Annotated in this window: 14 protein-coding genes, 2 tRNA genes and 2 pseudogenes; 11 read left to right on the forward strand and 7 right to left on the reverse strand. The window is 41.0% G+C overall.

All coding sequences use genetic code 11. The features are described from left to right. Positions 1-124 precede the first annotated feature (124 nt). The 3 genes and pseudogenes from FTU17_RS17665 to FTU17_RS10575 form a co-directional block, all read left to right on the forward strand. Positions 125-496: pseudogene (locus tag FTU17_RS17665) on the forward strand (PadR family transcriptional regulator); the annotation flags it as partial. After that, complete coding sequence (locus FTU17_RS10570) at positions 496-837, forward strand: DUF3861 domain-containing protein (RefSeq protein WP_180003932.1); 342 nt, start codon at positions 496-498, stop codon at positions 835-837. The pseudogene FTU17_RS17665 and the gene FTU17_RS10570, both read left to right, overlap by 1 nt. Further along, the gene (locus tag FTU17_RS10575; protein ID WP_180003934.1) at positions 830-1,090 is read left to right on the forward strand and encodes a DUF2798 domain-containing protein; all 261 of its coding nucleotides are present in this window, start codon (positions 830-832) and stop codon (positions 1,088-1,090) included. The genes FTU17_RS10570 and FTU17_RS10575 overlap by 8 nt, the downstream gene beginning before the upstream one ends. Before the next feature lie 13 nt (positions 1,091-1,103). Here the strand turns inward: FTU17_RS10575 and FTU17_RS10580 are convergent, their stop codons facing one another. Next, entirely contained in the window at positions 1,104-1,454 is a 351-nt protein-coding gene (locus FTU17_RS10580) for a co-chaperone YbbN (protein ID WP_180135430.1), read from the reverse strand. 131 nt (positions 1,455-1,585) lie between these two features. On the opposite strand from FTU17_RS10580, the gene FTU17_RS10585 reads away from it, so the two are divergent. Beyond that, the gene (locus tag FTU17_RS10585) at positions 1,586-2,578 is read left to right on the forward strand and encodes an NAD(P)H-quinone oxidoreductase (RefSeq protein ID WP_180135432.1); all 993 of its coding nucleotides are present in this window, start codon (positions 1,586-1,588) and stop codon (positions 2,576-2,578) included. A 154-nt stretch (positions 2,579-2,732) separates the two neighbouring features. On the opposite strand, the gene FTU17_RS10590 is transcribed toward FTU17_RS10585, so the two are convergent. Both FTU17_RS10590 and FTU17_RS10595 read right to left on the reverse strand, forming a co-directional pair. Next, positions 2,733-2,818: transfer RNA gene (locus tag FTU17_RS10590), tRNA-Leu, on the reverse strand. Between the two features lie 10 nt (positions 2,819-2,828). Next, positions 2,829-2,902: transfer RNA gene (locus tag FTU17_RS10595), tRNA-Cys, on the reverse strand. 152 nt (positions 2,903-3,054) lie between these two features. Here FTU17_RS10595 and folD point away from each other — a divergent pair. Both folD and FTU17_RS10605 read left to right on the forward strand, forming a co-directional pair. Next, positions 3,055-3,903: a bifunctional methylenetetrahydrofolate dehydrogenase/methenyltetrahydrofolate cyclohydrolase FolD gene (gene folD, locus FTU17_RS10600; protein ID WP_078192972.1), complete on the forward strand. Its 849-nt coding sequence runs from the start codon at positions 3,055-3,057 to the stop codon at positions 3,901-3,903. Positions 3,904-4,099: 196 nt separating this feature from the next. Further along, positions 4,100-4,768 (forward strand): methyltransferase, encoded by a 669-nt coding sequence (locus FTU17_RS10605; RefSeq protein WP_180020683.1) that lies wholly within the window; start codon positions 4,100-4,102, stop codon positions 4,766-4,768. 68 nt (positions 4,769-4,836) lie between these two features. Here the strand turns inward: FTU17_RS10605 and FTU17_RS10610 are convergent, their stop codons facing one another. The 3 genes and pseudogenes from FTU17_RS10610 to FTU17_RS10620 all read right to left on the reverse strand — a co-directional run. Further along, on the reverse strand, positions 4,837-5,265 hold the full coding sequence (locus tag FTU17_RS10610) for a hypothetical protein (protein ID WP_180041678.1): 429 nt from the start codon (positions 5,263-5,265) through the stop codon (positions 4,837-4,839). Positions 5,266-5,463: 198 nt separating this feature from the next. Next, on the reverse strand, positions 5,464-6,783 hold the full coding sequence (locus FTU17_RS10615; RefSeq protein ID WP_078190125.1) for an MFS transporter: 1,320 nt from the start codon (positions 6,781-6,783) through the stop codon (positions 5,464-5,466). Between the two features lie 288 nt (positions 6,784-7,071). Beyond that, positions 7,072-7,248 (reverse strand): annotated as a pseudogene (locus tag FTU17_RS10620) (alpha-ketoglutarate permease); the annotation flags it as partial. A gap of 355 nt (positions 7,249-7,603) precedes the next feature. Here FTU17_RS10620 and glpD point away from each other — a divergent pair. Then, complete coding sequence (gene glpD / locus FTU17_RS10625; RefSeq protein WP_180003942.1) at positions 7,604-9,121, forward strand: glycerol-3-phosphate dehydrogenase; 1,518 nt, start codon at positions 7,604-7,606, stop codon at positions 9,119-9,121. A gap of 80 nt (positions 9,122-9,201) precedes the next feature. On the opposite strand, the gene FTU17_RS10630 is transcribed toward glpD, so the two are convergent. After that, a complete protein-coding gene (locus FTU17_RS10630) occupies positions 9,202-11,034 on the reverse strand; it encodes a phosphoenolpyruvate carboxykinase (GTP) (RefSeq protein WP_180003944.1) in 1,833 nt (610 codons plus the stop codon). 412 nt (positions 11,035-11,446) lie between these two features. Between FTU17_RS10630 and FTU17_RS10635 the strand changes: the two genes are divergently transcribed. The 4 genes from FTU17_RS10635 to groL all read left to right on the forward strand — a co-directional run bounded on the left by FTU17_RS10635 (position 11,447) and on the right by groL (position 15,333). Continuing rightward, positions 11,447-12,385, forward strand: a complete 939-nt coding sequence (locus FTU17_RS10635) for a diacylglycerol kinase family protein (RefSeq protein ID WP_180003946.1) — start codon at positions 11,447-11,449, stop codon at positions 12,383-12,385. Continuing rightward, complete coding sequence (locus tag FTU17_RS10640; protein ID WP_180135434.1) at positions 12,366-13,151, forward strand: metallophosphoesterase; 786 nt, start codon at positions 12,366-12,368, stop codon at positions 13,149-13,151. The genes FTU17_RS10635 and FTU17_RS10640 overlap by 20 nt, the downstream gene beginning before the upstream one ends. 183 nt (positions 13,152-13,334) lie before the next feature. Then, positions 13,335-13,625 (forward strand): co-chaperone GroES, encoded by a 291-nt coding sequence (groES, locus tag FTU17_RS10645; RefSeq protein ID WP_078192966.1) that lies wholly within the window; start codon positions 13,335-13,337, stop codon positions 13,623-13,625. A gap of 73 nt (positions 13,626-13,698) precedes the next feature. After that, on the forward strand, positions 13,699-15,333 hold the full coding sequence (groL, locus tag FTU17_RS10650) for a chaperonin GroEL (RefSeq protein ID WP_078192965.1): 1,635 nt from the start codon (positions 13,699-13,701) through the stop codon (positions 15,331-15,333). Positions 15,334-15,414 lie beyond the last annotated feature (81 nt).

Raw genomic sequence — 15,414 nt, forward strand, 5'->3', positions numbered from 1 at the left:
CTAGACAAAATGACACCAAATGAGTTTTACTATGATCAGCTACCCCAACAAAACAAGGTGGCTTAACTAGAGCGGAATATCACTTATAAATACGCTTTTAGTTGTTCAAACATGTGGGACCACCTCTATCGTTGGCGGCGGTTACAGTCCAAGCACAGGGACAATTTACCCAACGCTGAATTACCTCGAAGAACAGCAATACATACACGCAGAACTGAATGCCGAAGACCGTAAACAATACAGCGTTACGCAGTCAGGCATACAACACCTAGATGCAGAAAAAGCCACAGTAGAGAAAATCCTCTGCCGTTTTGATACCCGCAAGCAAATTCATAACAATGAACAATATGTCGACATTAAACGCGCGATGGAAAACCTAAAAGCATCACTGCGCATCAAAATTCAGCACTGTGAACTGACACCTGAACAGGTGTATGCCATTGCAGAAAAAATCGATCAGGCGGCAGTCGAAATCAGCCGTATGGAGGTGTCTTAGTGAAACAGCATCAATATGAAATTACACTCAAACACATTGCCGATGCGCAGGGCAATCCATCGACCTATACTGAAGCTTTGCAGTTTAAGGCCTACAACCATGATGATATGTTTAAGGTGCTGGAGCATTTGAGCAAAGCGCAATTGTTAGATGGTGAAAAGACCAAAGCCTTTGCCGTTGGTCTGAAACTGTTTGGTGAAACTTTGCTGGAAAATAAAGACATCCCTTTATTTAAGGAGTTTTTACCGCAATTTATTGAATTTATGAAAACTCTAAAACAAACCGTGAAAACTCAAAATGCACAATCAGCAACGATAGAACAAGGTGAAAGCCATGAATAATCTCCCAAAATTTCATCCTAAGCATCTTACGTGGTTAATGCCTTTGATCCTATCTGGCATTATGAGTGGTGCTATTTCTTGCTTTAATATTTTTTTAAAAGTAGGTGCGGTTGAGGGCTTCTTAGGGATTTGGTTACATGCTTGGAGCTTATCGTGGATGATGGCATTTCCACTTATTTTGATCGTGTTGCCATTGGTGCGTAATACGTTAATGAAGTTTGTGCGTCTACCAAATGAGCCTGCATCCAAATAAAAGGAAAATTTGCTTAGTCATCGTCTGAGTGTGCTTGCATCGCGCTTAGAATGATGGCTGTTAATTCAGTCAGTGATTTGACACCTGCAATACGTTGAATCACTTGTCCGCGATAAAACACTAAGGTTGAAGGTAGACCATAAACGTTATAGCGCAAAGTTAGAATAGGCGAGGAATCAACATTCACCTTGCCAAATTTGAGCCGTGCATGCTCTGCTGACATTTGGCTTGCACACTGCTCAAATACAGGATAGTTCTGCACACAGGGCGCGCACCAGTCAGCATAGAAGCGAATCACGGCAAAACCATCAAACCATTCATAGTCATGGGCGTTATCTTCATTGTATTCAATGATCTGAGACATGCTCGGCCTATTATTCATTTACGAAATACAGTACAGATTATACATAAGTCCATGTTTATTCATTCTGTGCCATTTCTATGTTCAAATAGTGCAGAGATAGATGAATAGTCAATAATTGAAAAGGAAAAACAATGTCACAGCAAAGCATGCAGCAGGTCATTATTACTGAACCGGGCGGTGTTGATAAACTGGCTTATGAAACGGTAGCCGTACCTACAGCGAAAGCAGATGAAGTTTTGGTTAAAGTGCATGCTTTTGGTATCAACCGTCCAGACATCTTGCAGCGTCAAGGCTTGTACCCAATGCCGAAAGGGGTAACACCAGTACCGGGCTTAGAAGTAGCTGGTGAGGTTGTTGCGGTTGGTGAAGCTGTTACCCAATTTAAAGTGGGTGACAAGGTATGTGGTCTGACTAATGGTGGCGGTTATGCCGAATATTGCGTAGTACCTGAAAGCCAAACTTTAAATATTCCTGAAAATGTCAGCTATGTGCAAGCTGCTGCGATTCCTGAAACCTTCTTTACCGTTTGGGCGAATGTATTCCAAATGGGTCAAGCCAAAGCAGGTGAAACGGTGCTGATACATGGTGGAACCAGTGGTATTGGAACCACGGCAATCATGCTCTGTAATGCGCTTGGGATGAAAACCTTTGCAACAGTCGGTTCAGATGAAAAAGTGGCAGCGATCTCTGATATCACGCATGCGATTAACTACAAGACGCAAGACTTTGAGCAAGTGATTAATGAAGCGACCAATGAGCAAGGTGTAGATGTCATTCTAGATATCGTTGGAGCACCGTATTTGGCGCAGAACCTCAATCTATTGCGTCGTGATGGTCGTTTGGTCTATATCGCATTTTTAGGCGGTGCAAAAGCCAAAGAGGTGAAATTGGGTCAAATCATGATGAAGCGCTTGACGATTACAGGCTCAACCATGCGTGCGCGTAATACTGCAGAAAAAGCAGAGATTGCCAAAGGCATTCAGGAAAATGTTGTTCCGTTATGGTCTAAAGGTGAATGCCTGCCAATGATTTACAAAACATTTAAGTTTGATCAAATTCAAGAAGCACATGCAGCCATGGATACAGGCGACCATGTGGGTAAGATTGTGGTTGAAGTGATCTAAAGGATTATTTTTAAAACGCGATGTATTTGCAGGGTGTTTTAAAATAATAAAAGGGGGCGATGTCCCTCTTTTTTATTGTCTTACTAAACTTTAGGCATAAAAAAACCAGCTTATCGCTGGGTTCTTTATTACACCATCTTCAGTAGTAGAAGAATGGTGCCCGAGGCCAGACTCGAACTGGCACGCTTTGTGGGCGGGGGATTTTAAATCCCCTGTGTCTACCGATTTCACCACTCGGGCTTAACAAGATTGGAGGCGGAGGTCGGAATCGAACCGGCGTACACGGAGTTGCAGTCCGCTGCATGACCACTCTGCCACCCCGCCATGTCTTGTTGATGCGTATATTAGCAAGCTCTGAAAAAAAAACAATAGCAGATTCATCTGTATGAGCATAAAAGCAGCATACAAGGTAAAAAATTTAATATAATCATGTATTATGTGCAAAATTGATTCATATCATCACTTGGAGAAGTGCCGTGGCATTAGTTTTAGATGGTCGTGCATTGGCGAAGAAAATTGAAGCTGACTTGTTGACTCGCGTAGAAGCGCTAAAAGAGAAAACTGGTCGTACCCCAATTCTTGCGACTATTTTGGTAGGTGACGATGGTGCATCTGCAACTTATGTACGTATGAAAGGGAATGCTTGCCGCCGTGTTGGTATGGATTCATTAAAAGTTGAGCTTCCTAAAGAAACCACAACTGAGCAATTGCTTGCTGAAATTGAAAAATTGAATGCAAATCCAGATGTTCACGGTATTTTGTTACAACACCCCGTACCTGCTCAAATTGATGAGCGTGCTTGTTTCGATGCGATCTCTCTTGAAAAAGACGTGGATGGCGTGACCTGCTTAGGTTTCGGCCGTATGGCAATGGGTGAAGCAGCATATGGTTCTGCGACTCCTGCAGGCATCATGACCATTTTAAAAGAAAACAACATTGAAATCGCAGGGAAACATGCGGTTGTTGTGGGTCGTTCTGCAATTTTGGGTAAACCAATGTCTGCGATGCTACTTGAAGCGAATGCAACAGTGACCACTTGCCACTCACGTACTCAAAACTTAGCTGACTTTGTTAAGCAAGCTGACATTATTGTGGGTGCGGTAGGTAAAGCTGAATTGATTCAAAAAGATTGGATCAAACCAGGTGCAGTGGTTGTTGATGCTGGCTTTCATCCACGTGATGGCGGCGGTGTAGGTGATATCCAATTGGTGGGTATTGAAGAAGTTGCTTCTGCTTATACACCTGTTCCGGGTGGTGTAGGCCCTATGACCATTACAACGTTGATTCGTCAAACTGTTGAAGCTGCTGAAAAAGCTTTAGGTTAATGTTGTCGGTTTTTCCTTCTCCCTCTGGGAGAAGGCTAGGATGAGGGTGCTTTTTATAAATAATCCTCTCCCTAACCCTCTCTTGCGCTTCAATTTAAAAGCAGTGCTTTAAATTTTGCTCAGGAGAGGGAACTTCCGATCTTAATTTAGGCTTTTATGACACTAAAACTCTGCATATTCGAAAAATAAAATTCTAATGAGCTGTACTTTCCAATTTCCCAAAGCCCCTGAACATTTACTTAAAGCACTGCATGAAGTCATTCCACATTGTGAATTACATGCTCAACAGTTGCCTGAAACCCCGATTTCTTTATGGTTGATCCCACCGGTATTTCCAACCGATAAATTGGATAATGAAGTCATTCGTCGTATATGGAATGATACGCCGTATTGGATTTTTTGTTGGGCTTCAGGGCTTGCAATGGCGCAGTGGTTGTTGGCTGAACCCCATCATGTCAAAGATAAAGTGGTGTTGGACTTTGGTGCAGGTTCAGGTGTGGTGGCGATTGCAGCAAAAATGGCAGGGGCGAAACGCGTGATCTGCTGTGACATCGACCAAGTGAGCCTAGATGCATGCCGTGCCAATGCAGAGTTGAATAATGTTGAACTCGAATATTTGGACGATCTGTATAAAGCCGAACAAGTCGATATTTTATTGGCTGCAGATGTGCTATATGACCAATGCAACCGTTTCTTTTTGGATGAGTTTTTAAAGTTTGCTCCAGAAGTGTGGGTGGCAGACAGTCGTGTGAAAAACTTTAGTCATCCTAAATATGAAAAACTCGATGAACGAAGCGCGACGACATGGCCTGATTTGGATGAATCACCTGAGTTTCGTAATGTGAGTTTTTATAAAACCCTATAAATATTAAACCCATAAAAAATAAGACGCTTTAAGCGTCTTATTTTTTGTCTTTTAAACTGCAAATTTGATTAAGAACAGTTATAGCGAACCACACGTAAGGTTGCAGGGCGAGCATCGAGTGCATTACGCGCGCCTAAGTTTTCAGAGTTACGTAGATCAGGAGTATTTGATAGACCGAAGTTCGCACGTGTATTACCAATTTGACGGCCGTACTGGGTATTTTCCAAAGCAGGATTTGCAATTTCGTTCACGCTTAAGATTTGTAATTTATAGGTCTTTTGCGTATTTAATACTTTTTGGCAAGCACGTTGTAATTTATTGGCATCCAGTTGTTGGTTTTGGCGACCCGCTAAAGTATATGCAAGTGTTGCGCTATCTGCAGATTTGGACTCTATTTGAAAGCCCGTTTGACCATTAAAAGCACGTGGAGTGCTTTGGCAAGCAGCCATCGACATTGCAACAATACCCAAACTTAAAACTTTGTAAATATTTTTCATCATTCATTCGCCGTGTGTATTTGTATGTTCAGTATGCCATAGTCCGTCTGTCGACTCGATGGCGAAAACCAAGAAAGCCAAAGAAGTTTGATTAAATCTTTGATGCAGCCGAAACGATGAGTAGATGGAAATGGAGATAAAAAAAGCTCATCAAAATAGGCTTTGATGAGCTTAAGTGGAATAGCAGGGCTGAGCGAATTAATCGTCAGTGATCATGCTATGTTTTTTAGTATCTTTCATGAAGACATAGGTAATTAAAGATAAACCAATCATGAATGTAATGTAGTAGAAGAAGTAGTTTTCATGGCCTGCATTTTTGAAGCTCAAAGCTACAAGTTCTGCGGTACCACCAAAGAGTGTATTTGCAATGGCATAAGGCAATGCAACACCTAGGGCACGGATGTGTGCAGGGAACAACTCTGCTTTTACTACGGCATTAATCGCAGTATAACCAGTAACAATCACCATACCGCTCATGCAAAGCATAAATGCTGTGGTTGGGCTGGTAGTTGAACCGATACCATTGAAAATAGGAATGGTAAACAGCACACCAAGCACACCAAAGGCGATCATAATTGGCTTACGACCAATTTTGTCTGAAAGCGCACCGACAGCAGGTTGTAAAAGCATAAAGATGAAAATCGCAGCAGTGGTAATTTCGGTAGCTGTGGTTTTTTCAAAGCCAGACGTGTTGACCAAATATTTTTGCAAATAAGTGGTAAAGGTGTTGAACGCTAAAGTACCACCGGCAGTTAACATGATCACAGTGAAGGCTTGTTTAGGGTATTTGGTAAATAACGCTAAAGCACCTGATTTTGGACCACCATTTTTAGCCTGTTCTTGGGCTTCTTTAGAGGATTGAGTTTCAACTAAACCGCGACGAATCCAAAACACCACAATAGCGAGCAACGCACCGATGAAGAATGGAACACGCCAGCCCCATTCAGTTAAAGCTTGTTCGGAGAAATTGCGTTGTAGGATAATTAAAACGCAAAGAGCCAATAGCTGACCTGAAATCAGTGTGACATATTGGAAACTTGAGAAGAAACCGCGATGGTTTTTACCTGCCATTTCAGTCAAATAGGTGGCACTAGAACCATATTCACCACCAACACTTAAGCCTTGGAGTAAACGCGCTAAAAGTAGAATAGCGGGTGCGAGCATCCCTACAGAATCGTAGGTTGGTGCACATGCGATCATCAGTGAGCCGACACACATCAACGATACAGACAGCGTTAAACCTGCTTTACGACCTTTACGGTCAGCATAAATACCCATGACCCATGCGCCGATTGGACGCATTAAGAAACCGAGTGCAAAGACTGCAGCCGCTTGTAAGAGTTTTACAGTATTGTCACCATCAGGGAAAAATTGCGGTGCAAAGTAAAGGGTAAAGGCAGCGTAGACATACCAGTCGTACCATTCAACGAGGTTGCCGGCAGATCCGCCGAGGATAGATTTGACACGAGTTTTTCTATCCAATTGTTCAGGAACAACTGGCTCAGATGAGTTTGACACATCATTCTCCAAGGAATGAATGCAAAACATATCCATTTAAACTCTTTGGGAAAAGTTTAAATCAATATATTTTGTCGAAATGGGAGATGGAACTATATTTATTTAATTTATACTCCTGTTGTCGCAGAAAATCATGCGACTTTAGTCTATAAAATGCGATATTTTTGACCAGATACATTTTTCACGACTAAATGAAAAAAAACAAAGCCTCATAGACTGAGGCTTTGATGGGGAAAACATGCTGTTTTTGATCAGCTTGATCAATAAGTCATCATCAAATGAACCTGATCAATGCTCCTGAATTTTGGAATGGTGTTTGGTGTCTTTCATAAAGACGTAGACCAATAATGAAATAAAAATCATGATGGTTACATAGATGAAGAACCATGTCTCATAGCCAGCTTCTTTGAAACTTAGGGCAAAAAATTCTGCAGTACCACCAAAGATGGTATCTGTAAGTGCATAAACGGGGTACATCAAAACTGAAGGCTTCTGCAGCTGAACATGCAATATATAAAAGCTTGAAATAAAATTTTAAAAAAGATTAGGTTGAAAAAAAATACAAATCAACTGCTTGTAATTATGTTTGCTTTGAATATAGGTTCTGACTTTAAAATGATTGATTTCATGCTTGAGCCAGCAGGCTTTTAAACGTACATTTAAAATATAACTTCTCATTTAATGAGGAATACAAAAACTCAGCGTAAGGATATCGTGACCAAAATAGGTATCTTGATCAAAAAATCATGATCAATGAGAAAAATAATAAAGCAAAGAAAACGAAGCATTGTTGAATAAAAAGATAGAGTGGGAGGGAGCGATGAATACAGAACAACAATCAATATATGACATGGTGGTCATTGGTGGTGGAATTAATGGTGTTGGTATTGCCTGTGATGCTGCGGGGCGGGGTTTAAGTGTTTTGCTCTGTGAAAAAGACGATCTCGCGAGCCATACTTCATCTGCAAGTAGCAAATTAATTCATGGTGGTCTGCGCTATTTAGAACATAAAGAATTTCGTTTGGTACGTGAAGCACTCGCAGAACGCGAAGTTCTCCTTAAAAAAGCCCCTCATATTATTCGACCGATGCGTTTTATCATGCCACATGAACCGCACTTACGTCCGGCTTGGCTGATTCGTACTGGATTATTCTTTTATGATTATTTGGGTAAACGTGAACAGCTTGCAGGTTCAAATGGAATTGAATTTGATGTGGAAGCTAGTCCTTTAGCATCCAAATTTACCCGAGGGTTCGAATATTCCGATTGTGCAGTAGATGACGCACGCTTAGTTGTACTCAATGCAATACAAGCACGAGAACATGGTGCACAGATTCTGACTCGAACAGAATGTTTAAATGCATATAGTAAAGGTGGAATTTGGCAGGTATGTCTAAAAAATGCCAAGGGATTGCAAAATGTGCAGGCTAAAGTCTTGGTGAATGCGGCAGGTCCTTGGGTCGCTGACTTTATAAAACAGGGGTTAAAGCAAGAGTCACCTTATGGTATACGGCTGATACAAGGTAGTCATATCATTGTTCCAAAACTTTTTGAGGGTGATAAAGCTTTTATTATGCAAAATGATGATCATCGCATTGTCTTTGCGATCCCTTATTTAGAACAATTTACACTGATCGGCACGACAGATCGTGAATATCATGCAGACCCAAATCGAGTAAAGATAAGCCAAGAAGAAATCGATTACTTGCTTGATGTGTCAAATGATCACTTTAAAACTCAATTGACGCAAACGGACATCATTTCAACTTATTCAGGTGTGCGTCCGCTGTGTGATGATGAGTCAGATAATCCAGCCGCAGTCACGCGAGATTATACTTTGGCACTGACCGATGTAGAAGGGGCTGCATTACTTTCAATCTTTGGTGGCAAACTTACCACTTACCGAAAACTAGCAGAAGCGGCATTAGATCAGCTTAAAACTGTTTTTCATCATCGATCCAAACCTTGGACTGCTGATACAGCATTGCCTGGTGCGGAAAATTTAGAATCAATCGAGCAGTTGATAGCTGAAATCCAACAAAAAGTGCGAGGGGTTTCGATCAGTCTAGCCAGTCGTTGGGCACATGCTTATGGAACACGTGTTTGGGCTTTACTGAATCATTTAACTTCGATTGATGAATTGGGTCAAAACTTTGGACATGGTTTGTATGCTCAAGAAGTGGATTATTTAGTTGAGCAGGAGTGGGCGAGAAGTTCTGAAGATATTTTGCAAAGACGGACAAAGTTATATTTGCAATTCAGTGCAGCTGAAGTTGATGTTTTGGATGAATACTTAATGGCAATACGTATAAAGCAAAAAGCTCAAGATGTGGCTTAGTTGATATAAAAAAGACCGCGCAAGGCGGTCTTTTAAATCTTTCTTAATCCCTCTTTTAAAGGAGGGAAATTAAAGGCCAATTAAGCAGATTTTTTTACAGCTTCTAAAAGTTCGTCTTGACGTACTTTAAGTGCTTTTGGTAAGCGATCACCAAGTTTGTTGAACAATTCAGTGTGGCTTTCAAGTTCTTTGATCCATTGATCTTTATCTTGAGAAGTTACAAGCTCGAATTGCTCTTTAGTGAAGTCTGAACCAGTCCAGTTCAATTGTTCGTATGTTGGAACAAGGCCGATAGGTGTTTCAACAGCGTCTGCACGACCTTCACAACGGTCAATGATCCACTCAAGAACACGCATGTTTTGACCGAAACCAGGCCATACAAAGTTACCTTCAGCATCACGACGGAACCAGTTCACGTTGTAGATACCAGGAAGTTTATTGCCAGCAGCTTTAGCTTTAGCAGCAACTTCTTCACCAAGTTCTAACCAGTGAGAGAAGTAGTCAGCCATGTTGTAACCCGCAAATGGAAGCATTGCGAATGGGTCACGACGAACGATACCTTGTTGACCAACAGCAGCAGCAGTTGTTTCAGAGCCCATAGTTGCAGCTTTGTAAACACCGTCAACCCAGTCAAATGCTTCTGAAATTAGAGGCACTGTGTCTGCACGACGACCACCGAAGATGAACGCAGAAATTGGAACACCTGCTGGATTTTCCCAGTCAGCATCAATAGAAGGACACTGACCAGCTGAAACAGTGAAACGAGCATTTGGATGAGCTGCTTTTTCTTCGCCGGTGTGTGGTTGACCTTTCCAGTTAGTTAGATTAGCAGGTACTTCTTTAGAAAGACCTTCCCACCATACTTCACCGTTGTCAGTTACAGCAACGTTGGTATAGATTACGTCTTTGTGAAGTGTTGCCATACAGTTCGGGTTAGTCTTGGTATTTGTACCAGGTGCTACACCGAAGAAACCAGCTTCAGGGTTGATTGCATATAAGCGACCGTCTTCACCTGGTTTGATCCAAGCAATATCGTCACCTACAGTTTCAATTTTCCAACCTTCGTAACCCGCTGGTGGAATCAACATCGCGAAGTTTGTTTTACCACAAGCAGAAGGGAATGCAGCTGCGATGTAGTGTTTTTCGCCTTGTGGGTTAGTCACGCCAAGGATTAGCATGTGTTCAGCTAACCAACCTTGTTGACGACCCATAGAAGATGCAATACGTAAAGCTAGGCATTTTTTACCCAACAATGCGTTACCGCCGTAACCAGAACCGTAAGACCAGATTTCACGAGTTTCTGGATAATGAACGATGTATTTTTCAGGGTTGCAAGGCCAAGCAACGTCTTTTTGACCTTCTTCAAGCGGAGCACCAACAGTGTGTACGCAAGGAATGAAGTCACCGTCAGTACCAAGTACGTCATAAACAGCTTTACCCATACGAGCCATTTTAGACATGCTTACAGCAACGTAAGGAGAATCAGTAAGTTCGATACCGATGTGAGCAATATGAGAACCTAAAGGACCCATAGAGAAAGGAACAACGTACAAAGTACGGCCTTTCATTGAACCGTCAAATAAACCATTCAGACGAGCACGCATTTCAGCTGGAGCTTCCCAGTTGTTTGTTGCGCCTGCATCTTCTTGTTTTTCAGAACAGATGTAAGTACGACCTTCAACACGAGCAACGTCAGAAGGATCAGAATTAGCAAGGTAAGAACCAGGATGTTTTTCTTGGTTAAGTTCTTGCATAGTGCCGTTAGCGATCATCAAGTCGATATAACGTTGATATTCTTCTGCGCTACCGTCACACCATTCGATTTTTGCTGGTTTGGTTAATTTGGCAATTTCTTCCACCCAAGCAATTAGCTTAGGGTGACGAACGAATTCTGGTGCGTTCACTTGGGTCATGGTGAGGCCTATCTCAAAAATGTACTAACCGTACAAAGTATAATCTGCATCATGGGTTACATCATGCAGATAAAAGATGAAAAAAAGTGGCTGTATTAAAGCATAAAATCATAAAAAAAATAAGACTAAAGAAGTGGTAGATTTTTTTTGGTAGTTAATGCTATTTAAGTTAAATGTAAATAAAATACAATAACTTAATAGATTTTATCGCGAATTTTAACTTTATTTATTAACGTGATGGACAATATTTTATATATTTATTTTTAATAAAAACAAAAAGTTGCATGTATTTGATATTTGAGAATTATTATTGATTAAATAAATGGTGGTAATTCGATTTTTACATAAAGGCGCTATTATTTGCTGTTAAATTCGACAAAATACAAAACTAAGCGGCCAAGATGTATAAAAAGTGATTAAACAAGCCAAGCCTTTATCTATTATTTATAATAAAAAATCAGGATTTCATGCTGCAAACAAAGATGAAGTCTACGAGGAACTTGTGCGGATATTATCCGATCATGATTTCGAAATACAGTCTTTTGAGCTTGGGCAGGAAGCCAGTTTTGATACTTTAATGAGCAAGGTGTTTGCACGCCACCAAGACCCAGATAATTTGGGCGTTGTCGTTGCTGCAGGTGGTGATGGAACCTTAAATGCAGTTGCTCATCGGTTGATGCATACCGATATTCCAATGGGGATCTTACCTTTAGGCACATTTAATTATGTGGCGCGCGTACTCAATATTCCTCTCGATTTAATTCAAGCAGCACAGGTCATTGCGACAGGCAATAATCGACAGGTACATGTGGCGCAAATCAATGAACATATCTATTTAAACAATGCCAGTTTGGGCTTGTATCCATTATTTATACAAAAAAGAGAGTTTTATAATCAGAAGTTTGGTCGTTTCCCATTGCATGCTTATACCTCAGGTTTGGATGTGCTGATTCGAGATCGTAAAGAGTTGAAATTGGAAATCGAAGTTGATCATCATATTTATCCAGTCAAAACGCCTTTGATCTTTTTTGGTAATAACCAATTGCAATTGGCCGATTTAAATTTGCAAATTGCTAAAGATGCAGCAGCAGGTAAAGTTGCAGGTGTGGTGGTCGCAAAAAGTGATAAGAAAACTTTATTTAAAATTTTATGGCAGTTGATCCGTGGCAATATCGACAATGCGCCAGATGTGTATAGTTTTGCCGCTAATGAAGTCACGATACATACTCAACGAAAAAAAATGACCGTTGCTGTGGATGGTGAGATTGTAGAAATGAAACCGCCGCTTAAAATTCGAGTGCAAAAACAAGCCTTAAAGATACGGGTGCCACATGATACTGCATCTGTCTGATCTGCATTTTGGCACTGAAAAGCCAGAGTGTATGCGCGCGATTCAGCAATTTTGTCGTGAAAATCGTATCGAAGCCGTGGTTGCCAGTGGAGACTTAACCCAACGTGCGCGCTATCGTCAGTTTTATGCATGTAAGCAATTTTTAGAAAGCTTAAAGCTGCCTTATATCGTTGTGCCAGGGAATCATGATATTCCGCTGTATCATTTATGGAACCGTGTTTTTAGTCCTTTTGCACGTTATCAACTATTTTTTGGTGCCATGGAAAATGTACTGGAAACCGAGCATTTCTACTTAATTGGGATCAATAGTATTCGTCGTCGTTACCATACGCGAGGGCATGTATCGCTCGAGCAAATACATCATGTCAAGGAATTACTTAAACATGCGCCGCCCAATAAAGTGAAATTAATCATAGCGCATCAACCTTTTTATACGCCGCCCAATGACCCGCATGGTGTGAAAGATTGTCCTGTTCAAGGGCGTTTGGCACTCGAACAGTGGAGTCAACACGGTTTAAATGGTTTATTGCATGGACATTTACATGTTCCAGCCAGCTATGACCTCAATCAGATTTATGCTTTAGGTGCTGCGCATCCAGTTTGGGATATTCATGCTGGAACTGCAACGTCATATCGCCTACACGATAACCTTGCCAACAGTTTTAATGTCATTGATGAGCAGATGAATGTGCAGCATTATTTTTATCATTCAAAGTTAAAAATATTCGAAGAAAATCTTAGTACTCATATTTTGGATGAGCTTTAATCCTTTAAATTTAAATTTTGAAGAAAAAAAATACAAAAAAATGAAAAAAATTAAATTTTGCCCTTGAAGGGTTTTTTTCCATCCCCACAAAAGTGTCATCTAAATTATTTTTTGTCGATGGCTTACGGAAATCAAAATGTCATCGTCTTTTATCTAGTAAATAGACTTAGTCTGGAGTTAACTATGAGCAATATTCGTCCTTTGCATGACAACGTTGTGATTCGCCGTGTTGAAAAGGAAACTAAAACTGCTGGTGGTCTTATTTTAAGTACTTCAGCAGCTGAACAACCTGCTCAAGGCGAAGTAATCGCTGTAGGTAATGGCAAAGTAACTGACAATGGCGTACGTGCATTAGACGTTAAAGTTGGTGACAACGTATTGTTTGGCACTTATGCCGGTACAAAAGTAAAAGTAGCAGGCGAAGAGCTTCTTATTATGAAAGAGTCTGACATCTTAGCGGTACTTGAAGCTTAAGTTTCGTACACGCATTTAGACCCTTTTATTCATCATAAATTGTTAAAAATTTTAAAAAGATTCGGAGTTAAACATGTCAGCTAAAGACGTAAAATTTGGTGATTCAGCGCGTTCAAAAATGATCGCGGGTGTAAATGTACTTGCAGATGCTGTAAAAGTGACTTTAGGTCCTAAAGGCCGTAACGTTGTCATCGACCGTTCTTTCGGTGCACCGCACATCACTAAAGATGGTGTTTCTGTTGCTAAAGAAATCACGTTAAAAGACAAGTTTGAAAACATGGGCGCTCAGCTAGTTCGTGAAGTGTCTTCAAAAACCAACGACATCGCGGGTGACGGTACAACAACTGCAACTGTTCTTGCACAAGCAATCCTTAATGAAGGGATTAAATCAGTAACTGCGGGTATGAACCCAATGGATCTTAAACGCGGTATCGACATCGCGGTTAAAGCTGTAGTTGCTGAAATTAAAGCGACTGCAAAACCTGCATCTGACTCTAAAGCGATTGAACAAGTAGGTTCTATTTCTGCGAACTCTGACACCACTGTTGGTAAACTTATTGCTCAAGCAATGGAAAAAGTTGGTAAAGAGGGTGTAATTACAGTTGAAGAGGGTTCAGGCTTTGAAGATTCTCTAGATGTTGTAGAGGGTATGCAGTTTGACCGTGGTTACATCAGCCCGTACTTTGCAAACAAACAAGATACACTAACAGCTGAACTTGAAAACCCATACATTCTTCTTGTTGATAAAAAAATCAGCAACATCCGCGAATTAATTGCTGTACTTGAAGCTGTTGCTAAAACAGGTAAACCGCTTCTTATCATTGCTGAAGATGTTGAAGGTGAAGCACTTGCAACTCTTGTTGTAAACAACATGCGTGGCATTATCAAAGTTTGTGCTGTTAAAGCACCTGGTTTTGGTGATCGTCGTAAAGCGATGCTTCAAGACATCGCGATTTTAACTGGCGCGACTGTAGTTTCTGAAGAGGTTGGTATGTCTTTAGACCAAACTACACTTGAGCACTTAGGTACAGCGCATAAAGTTACTGTTTCTAAAGAAAACACAGTAATTGTTGATGGTGCAGGTGTTGCAGAGCAAATTGCTGAACGTGTAACTCAAATTCGTGCTCAAATTGAAGAATCAACTTCAGAATACGACAAAGAAAAACTTCAAGAACGCGTTGCTAAATTGGCAGGCGGTGTTGCTGTAATCAAAATCGGCGCTGCAACTGAAGTTGAAATGAAAGAGAAGAAAGATCGCGTTGACGATGCACTTCATGCAACTCGTGCTGCAGTTGAAGAAGGTGTTGTAGCAGGTGGTGGTGTTGCACTTGTACGTGCTGCAAAAGCACTTGAAGGTGTGTCTGGTGCTAACGATGACCAAAATGTTGGTATCAACATTTTACGTCGTGCAATTGAAGCACCGCTTCGTCAAATCGTTGCAAACTCTGGTGATGAGCCATCAGTTGTAATCAATGCTGTGAAAAACGGTGAAGGTAACTTCGGTTACAACGCTGCGACTTCAGAGTATGGCGATATGTTAGAAATGGGTATTCTTGACCCTGCTAAAGTGACTCGTTCTGCGCTTGAGCATGCTGCATCTGTTGCAGGTCTTATGCTTACAACTGAATGTATGATCACTGAAATCCCAGAAGACAAGCCAGCAATGCCAGATATGGGTGGCATGGGTGGTATGGGCGGTATGATGTAAACCTCAGCGTACCCAAACTTAAAAAACCTCGTATCGTCAGATACGGGGTTTTTTTTATGGCGTAGTTTTTGTAATGTAGAG

The organism is Acinetobacter sp. YH12070 (assembly GCF_013419625.1).
GTDB classification, from domain to species: Bacteria; Pseudomonadota; Gammaproteobacteria; order Pseudomonadales; family Moraxellaceae; genus Acinetobacter; species Acinetobacter amyesii.